This is a genomic window from Saccharothrix carnea (assembly GCF_003014735.1).
Lineage (GTDB): Bacteria > Actinomycetota > Actinomycetes > Mycobacteriales > Pseudonocardiaceae > Actinosynnema > Actinosynnema carneum.
The window spans coordinates 470,068-487,558 of sequence record NZ_PYAX01000007.1 but is presented as its reverse complement, the minus strand read 5'-3'; the positions used below and the strand labels follow the sequence as shown (position 1 = coordinate 487,558).

The 17,491-nt window shown below is 72.6% G+C and carries 13 protein-coding genes; 3 read left to right on the top strand and 10 right to left on the bottom strand.

The genetic code is table 11. The features are described from left to right. Positions 1-20: 20 nt before the first annotated feature. Both B0I31_RS23350 and B0I31_RS23345 read right to left on the bottom strand, forming a co-directional pair. Complete coding sequence (locus B0I31_RS23350; RefSeq protein ID WP_106617466.1) at positions 21-1,085, bottom strand: potassium channel family protein; 1,065 nt, start codon at positions 1,083-1,085, stop codon at positions 21-23. Continuing rightward, positions 1,082-2,494, bottom strand: a complete 1,413-nt coding sequence (locus B0I31_RS23345; RefSeq protein ID WP_106617465.1) for a M20/M25/M40 family metallo-hydrolase — start codon at positions 2,492-2,494, stop codon at positions 1,082-1,084. The genes B0I31_RS23350 and B0I31_RS23345 overlap by 4 nt, the downstream gene beginning before the upstream one ends. Before the next feature lie 69 nt (positions 2,495-2,563). On the opposite strand from B0I31_RS23345, the gene B0I31_RS23340 reads away from it, so the two are divergent. Beyond that, the gene (locus tag B0I31_RS23340; protein WP_106617464.1) at positions 2,564-2,944 is read left to right on the top strand and encodes a DoxX family protein; all 381 of its coding nucleotides are present in this window, start codon (positions 2,564-2,566) and stop codon (positions 2,942-2,944) included. 79 nt (positions 2,945-3,023) lie between these two features. Beyond that, on the top strand, positions 3,024-3,563 hold the full coding sequence (locus B0I31_RS23335; RefSeq protein ID WP_073896039.1) for a hypothetical protein: 540 nt from the start codon (positions 3,024-3,026) through the stop codon (positions 3,561-3,563). Here B0I31_RS23335 and B0I31_RS23330 read toward each other — a convergent pair. Both B0I31_RS23330 and B0I31_RS23325 read right to left on the bottom strand, forming a co-directional pair. Then, positions 3,560-7,120, bottom strand: coding sequence for an ATP-dependent helicase (locus B0I31_RS23330; RefSeq protein ID WP_106617463.1), 3,561 nt, complete (start codon positions 7,118-7,120; stop codon positions 3,560-3,562). The two genes, B0I31_RS23335 and B0I31_RS23330, sit on opposite strands and share 4 nt — an antisense overlap. A gap of 70 nt (positions 7,121-7,190) precedes the next feature. After that, a complete protein-coding gene (locus B0I31_RS23325) occupies positions 7,191-10,349 on the bottom strand; it encodes an ATP-dependent helicase (protein WP_106617462.1) in 3,159 nt (1,052 codons plus the stop codon). Between the two features lie 113 nt (positions 10,350-10,462). On the opposite strand from B0I31_RS23325, the gene B0I31_RS23320 reads away from it, so the two are divergent. Then, entirely contained in the window at positions 10,463-10,789 is a 327-nt protein-coding gene (locus tag B0I31_RS23320; protein WP_073896225.1) for an MGMT family protein, read from the top strand. On the opposite strand, the gene B0I31_RS23315 is transcribed toward B0I31_RS23320, so the two are convergent. The 6 genes from B0I31_RS23315 to B0I31_RS23290 form a co-directional block, all read right to left on the bottom strand. Then, complete coding sequence (locus tag B0I31_RS23315; RefSeq protein WP_106617461.1) at positions 10,752-11,156, bottom strand: tetratricopeptide repeat protein; 405 nt, start codon at positions 11,154-11,156, stop codon at positions 10,752-10,754. The two genes, B0I31_RS23320 and B0I31_RS23315, sit on opposite strands and share 38 nt — an antisense overlap. 211 nt (positions 11,157-11,367) lie before the next feature. Then, the gene (locus B0I31_RS23310) at positions 11,368-12,033 is read right to left on the bottom strand and encodes a sirohydrochlorin chelatase (protein WP_106617460.1); all 666 of its coding nucleotides are present in this window, start codon (positions 12,031-12,033) and stop codon (positions 11,368-11,370) included. Next, a complete protein-coding gene (locus tag B0I31_RS23305; protein WP_106617459.1) occupies positions 12,030-13,145 on the bottom strand; it encodes a uroporphyrinogen-III synthase in 1,116 nt (371 codons plus the stop codon). The genes B0I31_RS23310 and B0I31_RS23305 overlap by 4 nt, the downstream gene beginning before the upstream one ends. Further along, positions 13,142-13,462, bottom strand: a complete 321-nt coding sequence (gene nirD / locus B0I31_RS23300; protein WP_073896023.1) for a nitrite reductase small subunit NirD — start codon at positions 13,460-13,462, stop codon at positions 13,142-13,144. The genes B0I31_RS23305 and nirD overlap by 4 nt, the downstream gene beginning before the upstream one ends. After that, positions 13,459-15,963 (bottom strand): nitrite reductase large subunit NirB, encoded by a 2,505-nt coding sequence (nirB, locus tag B0I31_RS23295; protein ID WP_106617458.1) that lies wholly within the window; start codon positions 15,961-15,963, stop codon positions 13,459-13,461. The genes nirD and nirB overlap by 4 nt, the downstream gene beginning before the upstream one ends. Before the next feature lie 119 nt (positions 15,964-16,082). Further along, positions 16,083-17,435 carry an MFS transporter gene (locus B0I31_RS23290; RefSeq protein ID WP_106617457.1) on the bottom strand — a complete coding sequence of 451 codons (1,353 nt, stop codon included), beginning with the start codon at positions 17,433-17,435 and terminating at the stop codon, positions 16,083-16,085. Positions 17,436-17,491 lie beyond the last annotated feature (56 nt).

Genomic DNA, 17,491 nt, shown 5'->3' with positions numbered 1-17,491 from the left:
AGCGGCCGTGCGAGCGCTAGTCACTCCTTCGGTGGGGTGACTTTCTTGACGTAGAGGAGGCGGTCGCCGGCTTCCACCGCGTCGGCTTCCGGGGCGTCGACCCGGTACAAGGTGCCGTCACGCACGACGCCCAGCACGATGTCCGGCAGGTGGCGGGGGGAACCGCCGATCTCGGACGGCTCCACGTCGCGTTCGGCGATGGCCAGGCCGGCGTCCGGGGTCAGCAGGTCCTCCACCATGTCGACCACGGACGGGGTGGCGGTGGCCATGCCCAGGAGCCTGCCCGCGGTCTCGCTGGAGACCACGACCGAGTCCGCGCCGGACTGGCGGAGCAGGTGCTCGTTCTCGCGTTCACGCACCGACGCGACGATCTGGGCCTTCGGCGCCAGTTCGCGGGCGGTGAGGGTGACCAGGACGGCGGTGTCGTCGCGGTTCGCGGCGACCACGACGGCACGCGCGCGGGGGACACCCGCCACGCGCAGCACGTCGTTGCTGGTCCCCGAGCCGTGCACGGTGACCAGGCCGATCGCGGACGCGGCGTCGAGGGCCTCCTGCGTGGTGTCGACCACGACGATCGAGCCTGGCTCGGCCCCGTCGCCCATGAGGGCGCTGACCGCGGACCGGCCCTTCGTGCCGTACCCGATGACGACCACGTGGTCCCGCACCTTGGTCCTCCACTTCTGGATGCGCAGCGCCTGCCGCGAACGCTCGGTGAGCACTTCGAGGGTCGTACCGACCAGGACGATGAGGAAAAGCACCCGCAGGGGTGTGATCACCAGGACGTTGACCAGCCGCGCCGAGGAACTGGCGGGGGCGATGTCACCGTATCCGGTGGTCGACAGCGACACCGTCGCGTAGTACACGGCGTCCAGGAGGGACAGTCCGTCCCCGTTGACGTCACGGTAGCCGTCGCGGTCGAGGTAGACGATCAGCACGGCGGCCATGAGCGCGGTGAGCGCGCCGATCACCCGTTTGAGAATCGCGCGGACCGGGCTCTGCACCGCGTCCGGCATCCGGATCACGCCCACGAGCGAGTGACCGGGCCGGGTGGCCAGCGGTTCGCCCGGACTGGTGCGGCGGATCATGACAACCTCTCCGGGAGTAGTCGCCACAGCAGGGCGGCGGCCTCGGCGCCGCGGAGCAGCAGCGGCACGACGACGCGCTCGTTGGGCGCGTGGATCCGATCATCCGGCAACGTCGCGCCGAGGTACACGACCGGCACGCCGAGCCACCCGTGCAACAACGCCGCCGGCCCGGAGCCACCTGTCCGGCTGAACCTGACCGGCTGGTCGAACGCGGCTTGCAAAGCGTCACGCACCGCACCCACGGCCGGGTGGGAGATGTCCACCGCATAGGGCGGGGCACCGTCACCGCGCGCGATCACCTCGGCGTGCAGCCCGGGCGGTGTGTGGTCGGCGACGAACTCGCGCAACGCCTCCGCCACCAGCTCGGGCCGCTGGTCGGGCACGAGCCGGAACGACAGCTTCACCGACGCCCGCGCCGGCACGATCGTCTTCAGCCCCGGCCCGGTGTAGCCGCCGTGGATGCCGTTCACCTCGGCCGTGGGCCGCACCCAGACCCGTTCGAGGGTCGACCAACCGGGTTCACCGGCCAGCCCTTGGGCGCCACCCGCGTTCGCCAGCCACACCGCCTCGTCGAACGGCAGCGCCGCGTAGTCGGCGCGTTCGGCCTCGGTGGGTTCGATCACATCGGCGTAGAAGTCACGCAGCCGAACGCGCCCGTCCTCGTCGTGCAGGGCCGCGACGAGCCGCGCGATGGCCGTCGCCGGGTTCGGCACGCCGCCACCCGAACGCCCGGAGTGCACGTCCGACGTGCCGCCGGTGAACACGACCTCCGCGCCGTACACCCCGCGCTGCCCCGTGCACACGGTCGGCGCGTCACGCCCGTACAGCGGCGTGTCGGTGAACACCACCAGGTCGCACGCGAGGTCGTCGCGGTGGTCGTCGAGCAGCCGGGTCAGGTGCGGCGAGCCGGACTCCTCCTCGCCCTCCACGAACAGCTTCACCGTCACTGCGGGCCGCTGCGCGCCGGTCGCCGCGAGGTGCGCCCGCAGCCCGAGCAGGTGCATCGCGACCTGGCCCTTGTCGTCGCTGGCACCCCGCCCGAACAGCTCCTCGCCGACCAGCGTCGCCTCGAACGGCGGGTGGTGCCACTGCTCGACCGGGTCGACCGGCTGCACGTCGTGGTGGCCGTAGACCAGCACGGTCGGCGCGTCCGGATCGGCGGCGGGCCAGCAGGCGTACACGGCGGGCAGCGCCGGGCCCTCGTCCCAGACCCGCACGTCAGGCCACCCGTCCCGGCGCAACGCCTCGGCCAGCCAGTGCGCGGACGCGGCCACGTCGCCGTGGTGCGCCGGGTCGACGCCGATCGACGGGATGGCCAGCCACTCGCGCAGGCCGATCAGGAAGTCGTCGGCGAACGCGGCCACGGCCGCCCGCTCGGGATGTCCGGGTTCTTCGGGATCACCGCTCACGGTGCGGGAGGATAGCCCCGCGACAACCCTGGGAGCGCCGTGCGGCGGACGACGTGACAGGGTGGTCGCATGGAACCCACTCGTTCCCGTTCCTGGTCGGCGCTCGCGCTGGCCGGGCTGCTCGGCGCCGCGGGTGTCACGCACTTCGCCAAGCCGAAGCCGTACGACGCGATCGTGCCGCGTGCGCTGCCGGGCAAGCCGAGGACCTGGACCTACCTGTCGGGGGCCGCGGAGCTGGCGTTGGCGGCGGCGGTCGCCGTGCCGCGCACGCGGGGCGTGGGAGGGAAGCTGGCGGCCGGGTTCTTCGCGGCGGTGTTCCCGGCCAACGTCAAGATGGCCTACGACTACCGCACAAAGTCACGCAGGGTGAAGGCCATCGCCTACGGCCGGTTGCCGTTGCAGGTGCCGCTGGTCCTGTGGGCGTTGCGCGTGGGGCGCTCAACTCCCTGATCACTCTCGGCAGTGGGTTGGCCACCCAGCGCGGCCGAGGGTCTGTCATTGAAACCGCAACCAGTCCTAGGATGCCCGAGTGCAACCGCTCCTCCACCATGCCGCGTCGGCGCTGGGTTGGCGCGGCATCGTCGTGCCCGACGTCGCCGTGCTGGGCCACCAGGTGTCGGCCGTCGTGCGGGTTCGTGCCGATGTGCACGAGTGGCGCAGCGCGAACGGCTGGCCGCCGCAGGCCGACCCGTCGTGGTTCCGCTCGTGGTTCGAGCCGGCCGCGCACGACCGGTTGCCCGTGCCCGCGGTGGAGCTGGTCGGCGTCCTGGTGGGCGAGTCCACGGTCGACCGCGCGTTGCAGTCGTGCGGAACCTTGATGACGCTCGCGCCGTGCTCGGTGGTGTTGCCCGCCGGGCCGCAGGGCACGCAGTCGTGGCCGTTGATCGAGCTGGACTACTACGGCATCGGTGTGGTCGCGGTGGACTCGGCGGGCGCCGCCGAGCTGCTGGTGCCGCCGGAGGACCGGTCGACCGAGTTCGGGCCGTCGCTGTTCGGGCGGTGGCTGCTGGAAGTGCTCTACGACCGGGTGTTGAAGGAAGTGCCCGCGAACGCGCGGGTGAACAGCTAGTTCGGGATCGAGCGGATCAGCTCGCGCAGGCCGTCCGCGTCCAGCAGGTCGGCGGGGCGCAGCGTGTGGTCCTGGCGGACGTAGTGGAACGCCGCCCGCACCTTCTCGACCGCGGTGCCGGTCAACGCCGCCCACGCCAGCCGGTAGGCCGCGAGCTGCACCGACAGCGCCGGTAGGCGGTCTTCGTCCGGCACGGCGCCGGTCTTCCAGTCGACCACGGTCCAGCCGCCGTCGTCGTCGGCGAACACGGCGTCCATCCGGCCGCGCACGGACAGCCCGTCGATCTCCGCCTCGAACGGCACCTCGACGTCGTGCGGGACGCGGTCGGCCCAGCTACTGGCCAGGAACGCCTCTTGGAGACGGGTGAGGTCGGTGTCCGGTGCGGCGCCCTCGTCGGCGGCGCCGGGCAGTTCGTCCAGGTCGAACAGGCGGCTCGCGCCGAACCGCTGCTCCAGCCAGGTGTGGAACGCCGTGCCGCGGCGGGCCAGCGGGTTGGGCGGGAACGGCAGGGGACGGCGCAGCCGGCGGGCCAGCAGGTCCGGGTCGGCCGCGAGCTCGACCAGCTGGCTGACCGAGAGGTGGTCGGGCAGGACGACGCGTTCCCGGCGGTCGGCCGCGGCGGCGCGTTCGGCGAGGAGCACGTCGACGTCGCGCGACCAGCCCTCGGGGTCGTCCTCGGACTCGAACTCGGACTCCGGCCCAGGCTCCGGCTCCGGCTCCGGCTCCGGCTCCGGCTCGACCGACTCCGGCTCACGCCCAGGCTCGAGATCAAGCTCGGACTCGGGCCCGATCCCAGGCTCGAACTCGGGTTCCGGGTCGAACTCGGGCTCGAACTCCGGCGGCGGCACCGGTTCGGCGTCGAACTCGGGCTCCGGCTCGAACTCCGGCTCCGGCGGCGGCTCGAACTCCGGCTCGGGGGCCGTGAGCGTGGAACTCGGGGGTCCTGGAGGTTCGACACGCGGGGCCTGGGCGTTCGACTCGCGAAGGGCGTCCAGGGCGGTGAGGACCAGTTCGGCGCCCTCGGCCACCGCGGCACGGCGCTTGCCCAGCGGGTCGGTGGGCCACTGGGCCGTCTTCGTCTGCGACGCGAGCGGGTTGGGGTCGTCCTCGGCCGGACGGGGCGCCCAGTGCGCGATGTCGGCGGGCGGGTGGTCGGCGGCCCGCACCGCCTCCCGGATCCCGGTCAGGAACGCGGACGGCCCCTTCGGCTTGTCACCCGTCTCGCCCCACCAGTGCCCCGACACCAGCAGGCTGTGCTCGGACCTGGTCAGCGCGACGTACAGCAGCCGCCGCTCCTCGACCAGCCGTCGCTCGTCGAAGTCCTCCTCGTGCCGGACCAGCGCCTCCTCCACCTCTTTCCGGTTGGCGTCGGGCGCGATGCGCAGCGTCGGCAGGTCCTCGGCGTCACCACGCAGGTCGGCGGGCAGCTCGGCCACCGCGCGCAGCCAGCTGGACGACTTCTTCCGACCCGGGAACACGTCCTTGACCACGTGCGGCACGGCGACGATGTGCCACTCCAGGCCCTTCGCCGAGTGCATGGTGAGCACCTGCACCCGGTTCTCGGCGACCTCCACTTCGCCGGGTTCCAGCCCGTCCTCGGCCTGCTCGGCGGTGTAGAGGTAGTCCAGCAGCGCGGGCAGGGTGGCCGAAGGGCTGGCGGCGGCGAAGTCGTTGACCACGTCGGCGAAGGCGTCCAGGTGCGCCCGCCCGACACCGCCCGGCCGGGCCATCGCCTCGATGTCCAGCAGCAACGTCCGCTCGACGTCCGCGACCAGCTCGGGCAGCGGCTGGTCCAGCCGTCGCCGCAGCGCCGACAGCTCCGCGCCCAGCCGCCGGATCCGCCGGTAGCCCTCGGCGGAGTACGCGGTCGGGTCGCCCGGGTCGTCCAACGCGTCGGCGAGACCGGCCTGCTCGGCGTGCTCACCGGGCAACGCGTCGGCGATCACGGCCAGCGGGTCGTTCGCCACGGCCTGCCTGCTCGGCGAACCCGCCAGGTCACGGGCCCGCGTCCACAACGCCGCCAGGTCGTACGCGGCGACCCGCCAGCGGGAACCGGTGAGCAGGCGGGCGGCGGCGGTACCGGCCAGCGGGTCGACCAGCACGCGCAGGGCGCTGGTCAGGTCACGGACCTCCGGCTCGTCCAGCAGCCCGCCCAGGCCCACGACCTCGACCGGCAGGCCGCGTTCCCGCAGCGCCGCCGCGATGTTCGCCATGTCCGAACGGCGCCGCACCAGCACCGCGGCGGTCGGCGGCTCGTCGCTGGTGTCCAGGTGCTGCTCCCACTGCGCGGCGACGGTGTCGGCGACCCAGTCCAGCTCCTGCCGCACGTCGTCGAACAACGCCACCCGCACGTCACCCGGCCCGGCGCCGTCACGGGCGCGCAGCTCGTCCACGTCCAGGCCCGAGGCGCGCAGCGGCGCGGACACCGCGTTGGCCAGCGCCAGCACCTCCGGCGGGTTGCGGAAGCTGGTGAGCAGGCCGTACTTCTTCGCGGGCGGGAAGTCGTGCACGAACCGGGGCAGGTTCGCCGCCGACGCGCCGCGCCAGCCGTAGATCGCCTGCGCCGGGTCGCCCACCGACGTCACCGGCATGGGCTCCCCCCGCCCGAACAACGACCGCAGCAGCACGCGTTGCGCGTGGCCGGTGTCCTGGTACTCGTCCAGCAGCACGGCGCCGTAGCGCTCACGCTCGCCGCGCACGACCTCCGGGTGCTCGGACGCCAGCCGGGCGGCCAGGGACATCTGGTCGGCGAAGTCCATCGCCGCCTCACGCCGCTTGCGCGCCTGGTAGGCCTCCAGCAGCGGCAGCAGGTTGACGCGCAGGCGTTGGGCGTTGACCACGGCCTTCAGCGACTCGGGCAGCCCGTCGCGCTGCCGTGCGGTCTTCGGCGCGTTCTCGATCATCGTGCACAGCCACTCGGCGTGCTTGCGCAACGCGGTCGGCTCGACCAGGTGCTCCCCCAGCTCACCGGCCAGCGCGAGCAGGTAGCCGGTGACGGTCGCGGGCACCTTGTCGGTGTCGATGTCCTCGGCCCACGTCGACACCACCCGGTGCGCGAGCTGCCACGCGGCGGTCTCGGTGAGCAGCCGCACGCCCGGCTCCACGGGCAGCCTCAGACCGTGCTCGCCGACCAGCCGGCCCGCGTAGGCGTGGTAGGTCAGGATCACCGGTTCGGTGGTCAGCACGGCGGCCCGCCGTTCGCCGCTGGGGTCGAGCCGGTCCAGCAGGGGCGAGCCGCCGAGCCGGCGCAGCCGCAGCCGCACCCGGTCGGACAGCTGGCGGGCCGCCTTGCGGGTGAACGTCAGGCCGAGGACCCGGTCGGGGGTGACGAAGCCGTTCGCGACCAGGTACACCACCCGGGCGGCCATCGTCTCGGTCTTGCCCGCGCCGGCACCGGCCACGACGAGCGCGGGCGCGGTGGGCGCGGCCACGACGGCGGCCTGCTCGGGGGTGGGCTTGGGCAGGCCGAGCGCCTCGGCGACCTCGAACGGGCTGGCGAGCGCCACCGGCTCACCCGCCACCCGTTCGACCCCGCTCGGCACGACCACGTCCCGCATTCTCCGTGGTCGGGCCCCGGCTGCTTCGGCGACCCGCAGGCGGAAGCCGTATTCGCTGGTCAGGCCGGCCTTATTGGCTCACCTGACGGCCCGACGAGTGCACCGGGCAGGTGGTGCGGGCCGGGCAGCGATCACAGTCCGCGTTCTCCGCGGCCCGGTACCGCGGCCCGACGCTCGACCCGGCGGCCAGCTGCACGGCCTCCAGCCACACCCGCACGCCCTGCTCGTCCAGCGGCGCCTGCTCCCGTTCGACGGCACCGGTCTTGCGGTCCTCCTTGGCCACGTACAGCAGCCGCGCGCCGCCCGGGTCGGTGCCCAGGCCGAGGTGCGTGAAGCCGCCCAGCGCCGACGCCAGCTGGTAGACGGCCAGCTGCGGGTGCTCCCGGGCGTCGTTCTTGCTCACCGGGGTCTTGCCGGTCTTGACGTCCACCACGACCGGTCGCCCGTCCCGATCGGTCTCCAGCCGGTCGACCCGGCCGCGCACGCGCAGTTTCGGGCCGCCGTCCTGCCGGGGGATCTCGACGGAGATCTCCTCCTCGACCGCGACCTGGGTGAGCTGGGAGCGGCTGGAGGCGAGCCAGCCCAGGAACGTGTCGAGCATCCGTTCCACCCGGATCCGCTCGCGGCGGGAGAACCAGGGCGCGCCCGCGTCGACCGCGGCCCACGCCTCGTCCAGCTTGGCGCGCAGCTCCTTCTCGTCCGCGCCGGTCGCGGCGGCTTGCGCGAGGGCGTGGACGAGGGTGCCGGTGATCGACGCCAGCTCGGCCGGGTCCTGCCCGCCGTGCCGTTCGACGACCCAGCGCAGCGGGCACTTCGCCAGCGTCTCCACGGTGGACGGCGACACGCTCACCGTGTGCTCGTCGGTCCACAGTGGACTGTCCGTGGTGACGTCCGCCAAGCCGTACCAGGAATCGGGGTGAGCGCCGGGCACGCCCTCGGCGGCCAACCGGGCCAGCTGGACGGCCGCGCGCTCACGGCGGTCGGCCGGCTCGTCGTCGGAGCACACGACGCGGCGCAGTTCGCCGACCAGCTCGGCCAGGACCAGGCCGCGCTCGGGGGTGAACGTCGGGCGTTCCGGTTCGCCGGTGGACAGCTCCTCGATCTCGTCCAGGAACCGGGACGGCTGCTCGTCCTCGCCGCGGACGGCGCTGACCAGCAGCGTTCGCCGGGCCCGGCTCGCGGCGACGAGGAGCAGGCGTCGTTCCTCGGCCAGGATGGGCGCGACGGCGGACACCGTCTCGGCGGACACGCCCGCGACCACGTCGACCATGCGTTCCACGCCGAGCAGCGACCCGCGCAGCCGCAGGTCGGGCCAGCTGCCCTCCTGCACGCCCGGCACGGCCACGACCGTCCACTCGCGACCGGCGGCGGCGTGCGCGGTCAGCACCGACACCGCTTCACCGGTGGGTGCGGCGGCGGCCAGCGTGTCGCCCACGATCTCCTGCGCGGCCAGGTAGTCCGCGAAACCCTCCGCGCCCGAACCCGGCAGCCGGTCCACGTACTTCGCGGCGGCCTCGAACAGCGCCACGATCGCGTCCAGGTCACGGTCGGCCTGCATGCCCACCGTGCCGTGCCGCGCGGACTGCGCCACCCAGCGCAGCTCCAGGCCCGTGGTCTGCCACAGCTCCCACAGCACCTGCTCGACCGACAGTCCGTCCGCGATCCCCTTGCGCGCCTTGCGGAGCAGCCCGGCGATGCGTCGGGCCGGCTGCGCCTCGGCGTCCTCCAGCGCGGCCAGCCGGTCGTCCGACTCGATCACCTCGACCAGCAGCTCGCCGCTCGGCCGGTCGCGGCCCGCGGCCAGCTCCAGCCGGCGCAGACCGCGCCGCAACCGCCGCAGCGCCAACGGGTCCGCGCCGCCCAGCGGTGACGACAGCAGCATCGCCGCGGTGTCCTCGTCCAGGCTGCCCGGCACGGCCGCGCACCGCAGCAACGCCAGGAACGGCATCACCGCCGGTTGCCGGGCCAGCGGCAGTTCGTCGCGCGGCACGGCCACCGGCACGCCCGCCGCGAGCAGGGCGCGTTGCAGGACCGGCAGGGATCTCGTCGCCGAGCGCGCCACGACGGCCATCTGGGACCAGGGGATCTCGTCGATCAGGTGTGCCCGGCGCAGTTGGTCGGCCACCCAGCTCGCCTCCTGCGCGGCGGACGCGAACAGGCGGACTCGGACGTGGCCGGTGCCGTCGACCGGGGAGACGTCGCGGGTCGGTGAGGCGCCCGGCAGGCGTGCGGCCAGGCGGCCCACGGCGGCCCGGATCTCCGGTGCCATCCGGTAGCCCGTGGTGAGGACCACCGCGGGCCCGTCCGCCTCGGCCAGCAGCGTGGGGTCGGCGCCCCGGAAGGAGAACACCGCCTGGTCCGGGTCGCCCGCCAGGACGAACTCCTGGGCGGATTCGCCGAGGGTCCTGATGAACTCGTACTGCAACGGGTCGAGGTGCTGGGCGTCGTCCACGAGCAGGTGCCGGACGCGTCGGTGTTCGGCGGCCAGCACGTCCGGCTCGGTCTGGAAGGCGAGCAGCGCGCTGCCGACCAGCTCCGCCGCGTCGAAGGATGGCGCGTGCCCCTGGCCGCTGCTGGCCAGCAGGTTCACCTGTTCGTACTGGGTGGCGAACAGACCGGCCGCCACCCACTCCTCGCGGGAGTGCTTGCGGCCCAGCTCGGTCAGGTCCTCCGGGGCGAGGCCGCGTTCGGTGGCGCGCAGCATCAGGTCCCGCAGTTCGTGGGCGAAGCCGGGGAGGGTGAGGGCGGGGCGGAGGCGTTCGGGCCACTTCGGCGCGCCCATGCTCACGTCACCGGCGAGCAGTTCGCGCACCACGGCGTCCTGTTCGGGGCCGGAGAGCAGGCGAGGGGCCGGTTCGCCTTGGTGGACGGATTGGGCGCGCAGGACCGCGAAGGCGTAGGAGTGGACCGTGCGGACCAGGGGTTCCTGCGTGGTCGGCAGCACGCCGTCCGTCCGGGCGCCGGTCAGCAGGCGGGTGATGTGCGCGCGCATCGCCTCGGCAGCGCGTCGGTTCGGGGTGAGGACCAGCACGTTCTCCGGGTGCACGCCGCCGCGCAGCACCCGGTGCGCCACCACCTCGGCCAGCAACGTCGTCTTGCCGGTACCGGGGCCGCCCAGCACGCGCAACGGACCGCCGGCGTGGTCGAACACGGCGCGTGCGGGCGCGTCCCAGTCACGCCGGGGCTCGTCCTGCCGCACCCGGCGCACCAGCAACGGCGCCCTGTTCACTGCCACGGCGCAGATGGAACCACAGACCCCCGACAGTGCTGGATTGCGCCGCCTCCGCCGTCGCGGGCGAGGTCGCGTGGGGTGGTTGCGGCGGAGGTGGAAAGCTTGGGGGTGTGGACGAAGAGCTGCACGAGATGGTCCGCGAGGTCGTGCGCAAGATCCCGCGCGGCCGGGTCGCGACCTACGGTGACGTCGCCGACATCGCCCGCGCGCCGTCGCCCCGCCTGGTCGGGCAGGTGCTCAACCAGGACGGGCACGACCTGCCGTGGCACCGGGTGCTGCGCGCCAACGGCACGTGCGCGCCCCACATCGCCGACGAGCAGTTGCAGCTGCTGCGCGAGGAGGGCGTGGTGGCCGACAACGGCAAGGTCGACCTGCGCACGTACCGCTGGGAGGACGCGGTCAAGGAGAAGGCGGAAGAGCCTCCTGGCCTGTGGTGACCCGGTCGGTGGTGAGCCGGGCCTCGACCCGGGCCACCTCGGACGCGACCTCGGGGTCCTGCGTGATCGCGGCGGCCAGGCGCAGTTGCGGCAGCGCCTCGGCGTGCCTGCTCTGCCGGCTGAGCGTGCGGCCGAGCAGCAGGCGCGTGTAGCCGTCCGACGGGTCGAGGTCGACCAGGGTGGTCAGCACGCCCTCGGCCTTGCCCAGCGCGGCCGACTGGAAGTGCGCCAGCGCCAGCTCGGTCAGCACGGTCCGGTCGTGCGGCGCGTGCTCCGCGGCCTCGGCCAGGTAGCGCGCCGCGCCGCTCGGGTCGCCGGACGCGCGGAACATGCGACCCTTGCGCAGCAGCTCCAGGACGTCGGTCATGACACCTCCTCGGGCGGTGACCGCCCGGTTCGGCGGTCTCACCCGCGTCAACAATAGTTGAAACCTCAACTATTCCACTGCCACAGCGGCACGCCGACGACACCCGAGCGTTGAACTCGGGGGTCGCGAACGTAGGACTCTCGCGCTCCGAACGTAGGACTCTCGCGCTCCGAACGTAGGACTCTCGTGTTCCGGACGTAGGACACGCGGGTCAGGCGACGTCCTGGAAGCAGCGGGCCTCGTAGTACCGCAGCAGGACCGCCTCCACCACCCGCAGGTGAGCCCCGATCGGCTCCGCCACGACGTGCGCCCCCGAACCGGCCACGACCTGGTGGAACAGACCCGGCGCCAGCAACCACGAGGCCACCGCCACCCGGCCCGACGCCGCGGCCACCACGTCCGTGATGCGGGGTTCGGCGGTGGCGGCGTAACCGATGGTCACCGGACCCACGCGGCGCGACAAGGCCGTGGCGACGGCGCGGACGTCGGCCAGCGCACGGGGGTCCGACGAGCCCGCGGCGGCCAGCACCACCGAGTCGCCCGGCGCCCAGCCGGCCTCGGTCAACCGGGCCAGCAGCGCGGGCAGCAGGGCGGGCCCGATCGGGTCCGTGATCACCACGTCGGGGTGACCGGACGCCTCGACCTGCGCCGGGATGTCCACCCGGACGTGGTACCCGGCGGCGAGGAAGGCGGGCACGACGACGGCCGGGCCGGAGACGGACGACAGCACCGAGGTGACGTCCGGCTGCCGCACGTCCGCGTAAGCCACCCGCACCGGCACGCCACCCAACCGGGCACGCACCAGGGACGCGATTTCTTCCACCACAACGGCACCTGCGGGGTCACGGGTGCCGTGCGCGACGAGAACGAGGGTCATACCGCGACTCCGGCGGGGTCCATGGCCAGGCGGTAGCCGCGCTTGACGACGGTGGTGACCATGCGCGGTTCGCCCAGCGCCGAGCGCAGCCGGCCGATCGCGGTCTCCACGGCGTGCTCCTCACCACCGCTGGGCAGCGCGGCCAGCAACTCGCGCCGCGACACCACCCGGCCACGCGCGGCGGCCAGCACCCGCAGCACGGCCATCGGCGCGGGCGGCACGGGGCGCAGTTCGCCGTCCACCACCACGGCCTGGCCGCGCAGTTCGATGTCCCGGGCCGCGATCCGCAGCCGGGTCGCCCGGGCGGGCAGTTCCAGCGTCAGCTCACGGGCCAGCGCGCCGATCCGGGCACGGGCGGGCTGCACCACCGGGATGCCCGCCGCCACGAGCGGTCCGGCGGTGATCGAGCCGACGCCCACCACCAGCACGTCCCGCCGCAGCACCGAGGTCAGCTCGGTCAGCTTGCCCATGCTCTCCGCCACCCGCAGCACGGACGCGGCGGCGGGCGCGCTGGTGAACGTCAGCGCGTCCACCTGGCCCGCCAGCACGGCCTCCAGCAGCCGTTCCAGAGGCGCGGGGTCGGCCGGGCCGGTCCAGCGGTAGACGGGGACCTCCACGACCGTGGCACCGGCCGCGCGCAAGGTCGACGTGAACTCCGGCAACGGCTCGCCGTGCAGCTGCACGGCGATGCGCTGCCCGGACACACCCGTCCGCAACAGGTGGTCGAGCAGCTCGGCGTTGCTCTCCCCCTCCGGCGACCACGCCTCCACCAACCCGGCGGCACGCACCGCGCCCCGCGCCTTCGGCCCCCTGGCCAGCACCCGCGCCCCGGACAGCCGCGACAGCAGCCGCGCGCCCAGGCCCCACCCCTCCGCGGCCTCGACCCAGCCGCGGAAGCCGATGCCGGTGGTCGCCACCGCGACGTCCACCGGTTCCTCCACCACCAGCCGCGTCGCGGCCAGCAGCTCCGCGTCGTCGGGCAGCGGCACGATCCTGATGGCGGCGCCGTGCAGCACGGTCGCGCCCTTGCGCTCCAGGAGAGCCGAGAGCTCGTCGGCCCGCCGGGCGGCGGTCACCCCGACCGTGTACCCGGCCAGCGGGGCGGCGTTCACGGTGACCCGACCTGGATGACGCCGTCGGTCACGACCACCGGGTGCACCGGCACCCCGGTCGAGGGGTCGTCCAGGCACTTGCCGGTCGAGAGCTCGAACGCCTGCTTGTAGACCGGCGACACCACCACCGGCACGCCGCCGCGGTCGCCGACGATGCCGCGCGCCAGCACCGCCGCGCCGCTGAACGGGTCGATGTTGCCCAACGCGTGCACCGTGCCCGCCGAGGTCAGGAACACGGCCACCTGGGAACCGTCCGGCAGCAGGGCCGCGACTCCCTGGTCGGGCCGGAGGGCGCTCAACTCGCACACAGGTGTCATCGGGATACCTCCGCCTGGACAACACTGGGAACACCCAACAGAACCGGCACCTTCTGGCCGCGCTCTTCCCGGAACGAGATCGTGGGGTCGGGCGTGCCGGGCGCGTTCACGAACGACGTGAAGCGGGCCAGCTTCTCCGGGTCCTCGAGCACGCCGCGCCACTCGTCGGCGTAGTTGTCCACGTGCTTCTCCATCGCGGCTTCCAGGTCGGCGCAGATGCCGAGGCTGTCGTTCACGATGACGTCGCGCAGGTGGTCCAGCCCGCCTTCCAGCGACTCGATCCACGTCGAGGTGCGCTGCAACCGGTCCGCGGTGCGGATGTAGAACATCAGGAACCGGTCGATCAGCTTGATCAGGGTCTCGGTGTCCACATCGGACGCGATCAGGTCGGCGTGGCGCGGGGTGAAGCCGCCGTTGCCGCCGACGTAGAGGTTCCAGCCGTTCTCGGTCGCGATGATGCCGAAGTCCTTGCCGCGCGCCTCGGCGCACTCACGCGCGCAGCCGGACACGGCGGACTTGAGCTTGTGCGGCGACCGCAGGCCGCGGTAGCGCAGTTCCAGCGCGATGGCCAGCGACACCGAGTCCTGCACGCCGTAGCGGCACCACGTGGTGCCGACGCACGACTTCACCGTGCGCAACGCCTTGCCGTAGGCGTGCCCGGACTCGAACCCGGCGTCCACCAGGCGCTTCCAGATCTCCGGCAGCTGGTCGACGGTCGCGCCGAACAGGTCGATCCGCTGGCCGCCGGTGATCTTGGTGTAGAGGCCGAAGTCGCGGGCGACCTCGCCGATGACGATCAGCTTCTCCGGCGTGATCTCGCCGCCGGGGATGCGCGGCACGACCGAGTAGGTGCCGTTGCGCTGCATGTTGGCCAGGAACCGGTCGTTGGTGTCCTGCAGGGTGGCCTGCTCGCCCTCCAGCACGTGCCCGTTGTCCAGCGACGCGAGGATCGAGGCGACGGCGGGCTTGCAGAGGTCGCAGCCCAGGCCGCGGCCGTGCCGGGTGATCAGGTCGCTGAACGTGGTGATGCCGGTGGATCGGACGATCTCGAACAGGTCGGCGCGCGAGTGGTCGAAGTGCTCGCACAGCGCGCGGGACTGCTCGACGCCGCACTCGGACAGCAGCTTCTTCAGCATCGGCACGCACGAGCCGCAGCCGGTGCCCGCCTTGGTGCAGGCCTTGATGCCCGGCACGTCCACCGCGTCGCCGGAGTTGACCACGTCCACGATCTGCTGCTTGGTGACCGCGTGGCACGAGCACACCTGGGCGTCGTGCGGCATGGACAGCTCGACGCCGCCCTCGGGCCCGATCAGCGCCACCGGGTCGCCGGGCACGGGCCGGCCGACCAGCGAGCGCAGGATCGTGTACTTGGACGCGTCACCGACCAGGATGCCGCCGAGCAGGGTCTTCGCGTCGTCGGACACCACGACCTTGGCGTACGTGCCCGCCACGGCGTCGTTGACGACGACCTCCAGCGCGCCCTCCTCCTTGGCGTGCGCGTCGCCGAACGAGGCGACGTCCACGCCGAGGAGCTTGAGCTTGGTGGACATGTCCGCACCGGGGAACTCGGCGGAGCCGCCGAGCAGCCGGTCGGCCACGACCTCGGCCATGGAGTAGCCGGGCGCGACCAGCCCGTAGACCATGCCACCGATGTTGGCGCACTCGCCGATGGCGTAGATGTGCTCGTCGGAGGTGCGGCAGGCCTGGTCGACCACGATGCCGCCGCGTTCGCCGACGGTGAGACCGAACGAACGGGCCAGCTCGTCGCGCGGCCGGATGCCCGCGGAGAACACCACGACGTCCAGGTCCAGCTCGACGCCGTTGGACAGCTTGGCGATGAGCCGTTCGCCGTCCTGCTCGATGGAGGACGCCGACGTGCCGGTGTGCACGGTCAGGTCCAGCTTCTCGACCAGGCGCTTGAGCAGGCCGCCGCCACCCTCGTCCACCTGCAGCGGCATCAACCGCGGGCCGAGTTCGACCACGTGCGGCGAGATGCCCATGCCGCGCAGCGCGTTCGCCGCTTCCAGGCCGAGCAGGCCGCCGCCGAGCACCATGCCCGCGTGCCGTCCGGCGGCGCGCGCCGACTCGACCGTGGCGCGGATGCCGTCGAGGTCCTCGATGGTGCGGTAGACGTGGCAGCCGGGCAGGTCGCGGCCCGGCACGGGCGGCACGAACGGGACCGAGCCGGTGGCCAGGACCAGCGCGTCGTACGGCTGCGCCCTGCCCTTGGTGGTGCGCACGACCTTGTTGTCCCGGTCGATGTGCACCACCTTGTCGTCCAGGTGCAGCACGACGGCGTCGTCCTCGTGCGGCGCGAGGCTGAGCGACTCGGCGTCCCAGCTGTCGACGTAGGACGACAAGGCGACCCGGTCGTAGGCCGGACGGGTCTCCTCGGCGAACACGACGACCCGCCACTGACCGGTCACGTCCTTCTCGCGGAGGGCCTCCACGAGGCGGTGACCGACCATGCCGTGACCGACCACTACGAGCGTTCGCGTCATGGGACCAATCCCTTCTTCTGCCCGGGTCAATGCTCACCGGGCACCGTGTCGTGCCAAGGTCGCGAATGTTGCGCAGGCGTTAAAGCAGCCTCACGCCGCACTTCAGAGCGTTGTGTGCGTCACACACCGGCGTAGGCGAGGCTCGGCACGCGGGCGAACACCCGGCGCCGCATGTAGAACCACCACGTGGTGGCCATGCAGAGGCCGTAGAAGACCAGGAACGCGGTGAGCGCGGGCACGAGGGTCTTGCTGCCCTCGAGCGAGAACTTGAACACCAGGTTCACCAGCACGCCGCCGAACGCGCCGATCGCGCCCGCGATGCCGACCACGGCGGCTGCCTGCCGCTTGGCCGAACGCATGTCCTCCGTCTGCGCGGCGAAGATCGCCGGGATCATCCGGTAGGTCGAGCCGTTGCCGACACCGGCCAGCACGAACAGCGCGATGAACGAGCCGAAGAACAGCGCGAAGCTGCGGATCTCGATGCTGACCAGCAGGCTGACCGTGCCCGCGGCCAGGCCGAGGAACACCGCCATCGTCATCCGCGCGCCGCCGAACCGGTCGGCGAGCCACCCGCCGAACGGCCTGCTCACCGAGCCGATGAGGGCGCCGAGGAAGGCCAGCCCGACGAAGCTCTTGTAGTCCACGAAGCTCAGCTTGATCAGCGACGGGAACGCGAACGAGAAGCCGATGAACGAGCCGAACGTGCCGATGTACAGGAACGACATCACCCACGTGTGCTTGTTCGACATCGCCTTCTTGTACGACGTGCCGTCCGGCTTGGCCTGGGTGAGGCTGTCCATCAGGAACCACGCGCACGCCGAGGCGACGATGATGAACGGCATCCAGAACAGCGCCGCGTAGGCCAGGTTGATGCCCGTGCCCAGGGAGATGATGATCGGCACGACCAGCTGCACCATGGCCACGCCGAGGTTGCCGCCCGCCGCGTTCAGGCCGAGCGCCAGGCCCTTCTTGCCCTCCGGGTAGAAGAACGAGATGTTCGCCATGGACGACGAGAAGTTGCCGCCGCCGAAGCCCATCGCGGCCGACGTGAGCAGGAAGAACCAGTACGGCGTGCCGGAATTGCTCACCGCGATCGCCAGCATGGTGGTGGGGATCAGCAACAGGCCGGCGCTGATCGTGGTCCACGCGCGCCCGCCGAACTTCGGCACCGCGAACGTGTAGGGGATGCGCAGCACCGCGCCGACCAGGTTCGGCACGATGAGCAGCCAGAACGTCTGGCCGACGCTGAAGCTGAAGCCCACGGAGCCGAGGCTGACCACGACGATGCTCATCAGGCTCCACACCGTGAAGCCCAGGTTCTCCGCCAGGATGGAGAAGACCAGGTTCTTGCGGGCCACCTTCTTGCCGGTCGCCGCCCAGAACGACGGGTCTTCCGGCTCCCAGTGCTCGATCCACCGACCACCGCGCTTCGCCTGGGGCGCAACGCTCTGGGTCTCCATCACCGTGCTCATTGGACCCTCCCGGACACCGATTTCCCGTTGCGGGAACACTAAGAACGGTCCGTTAC

What these genes read in the sequence shown, in the direction of transcription:
- B0I31_RS23350 (WP_106617466.1), bottom strand. Translation starts at nt 1,085, where the DNA reads ATGATCCGCCGCACCAGTCCGGGCGAACCGCTGGCCACCCGGCCCGGT.
- B0I31_RS23340 (WP_106617464.1), top strand. Translation starts at nt 2,564, where the DNA reads ATGGAACCCACTCGTTCCCGTTCCTGGTCGGCGCTCGCGCTGGCCGGG.
- B0I31_RS23330 (WP_106617463.1), bottom strand. Translation starts at nt 7,120, where the DNA reads ATGCGGGACGTGGTCGTGCCGAGCGGGGTCGAACGGGTGGCGGGTGAG.
- B0I31_RS23315 (WP_106617461.1), bottom strand. Translation starts at nt 11,156, where the DNA reads ATGACCGACGTCCTGGAGCTGCTGCGCAAGGGTCGCATGTTCCGCGCG.
- B0I31_RS23310 (WP_106617460.1), bottom strand. Translation starts at nt 12,033, where the DNA reads ATGACCCTCGTTCTCGTCGCGCACGGCACCCGTGACCCCGCAGGTGCC.
- nirD (WP_073896023.1), bottom strand. Translation starts at nt 13,462, where the DNA reads ATGACACCTGTGTGCGAGTTGAGCGCCCTCCGGCCCGACCAGGGAGTC.
- nirB (WP_106617458.1), bottom strand. Translation starts at nt 15,963, where the DNA reads ATGACGCGAACGCTCGTAGTGGTCGGTCACGGCATGGTCGGTCACCGC.
- B0I31_RS23290 (WP_106617457.1), bottom strand. Translation starts at nt 17,435, where the DNA reads ATGAGCACGGTGATGGAGACCCAGAGCGTTGCGCCCCAGGCGAAGCGC.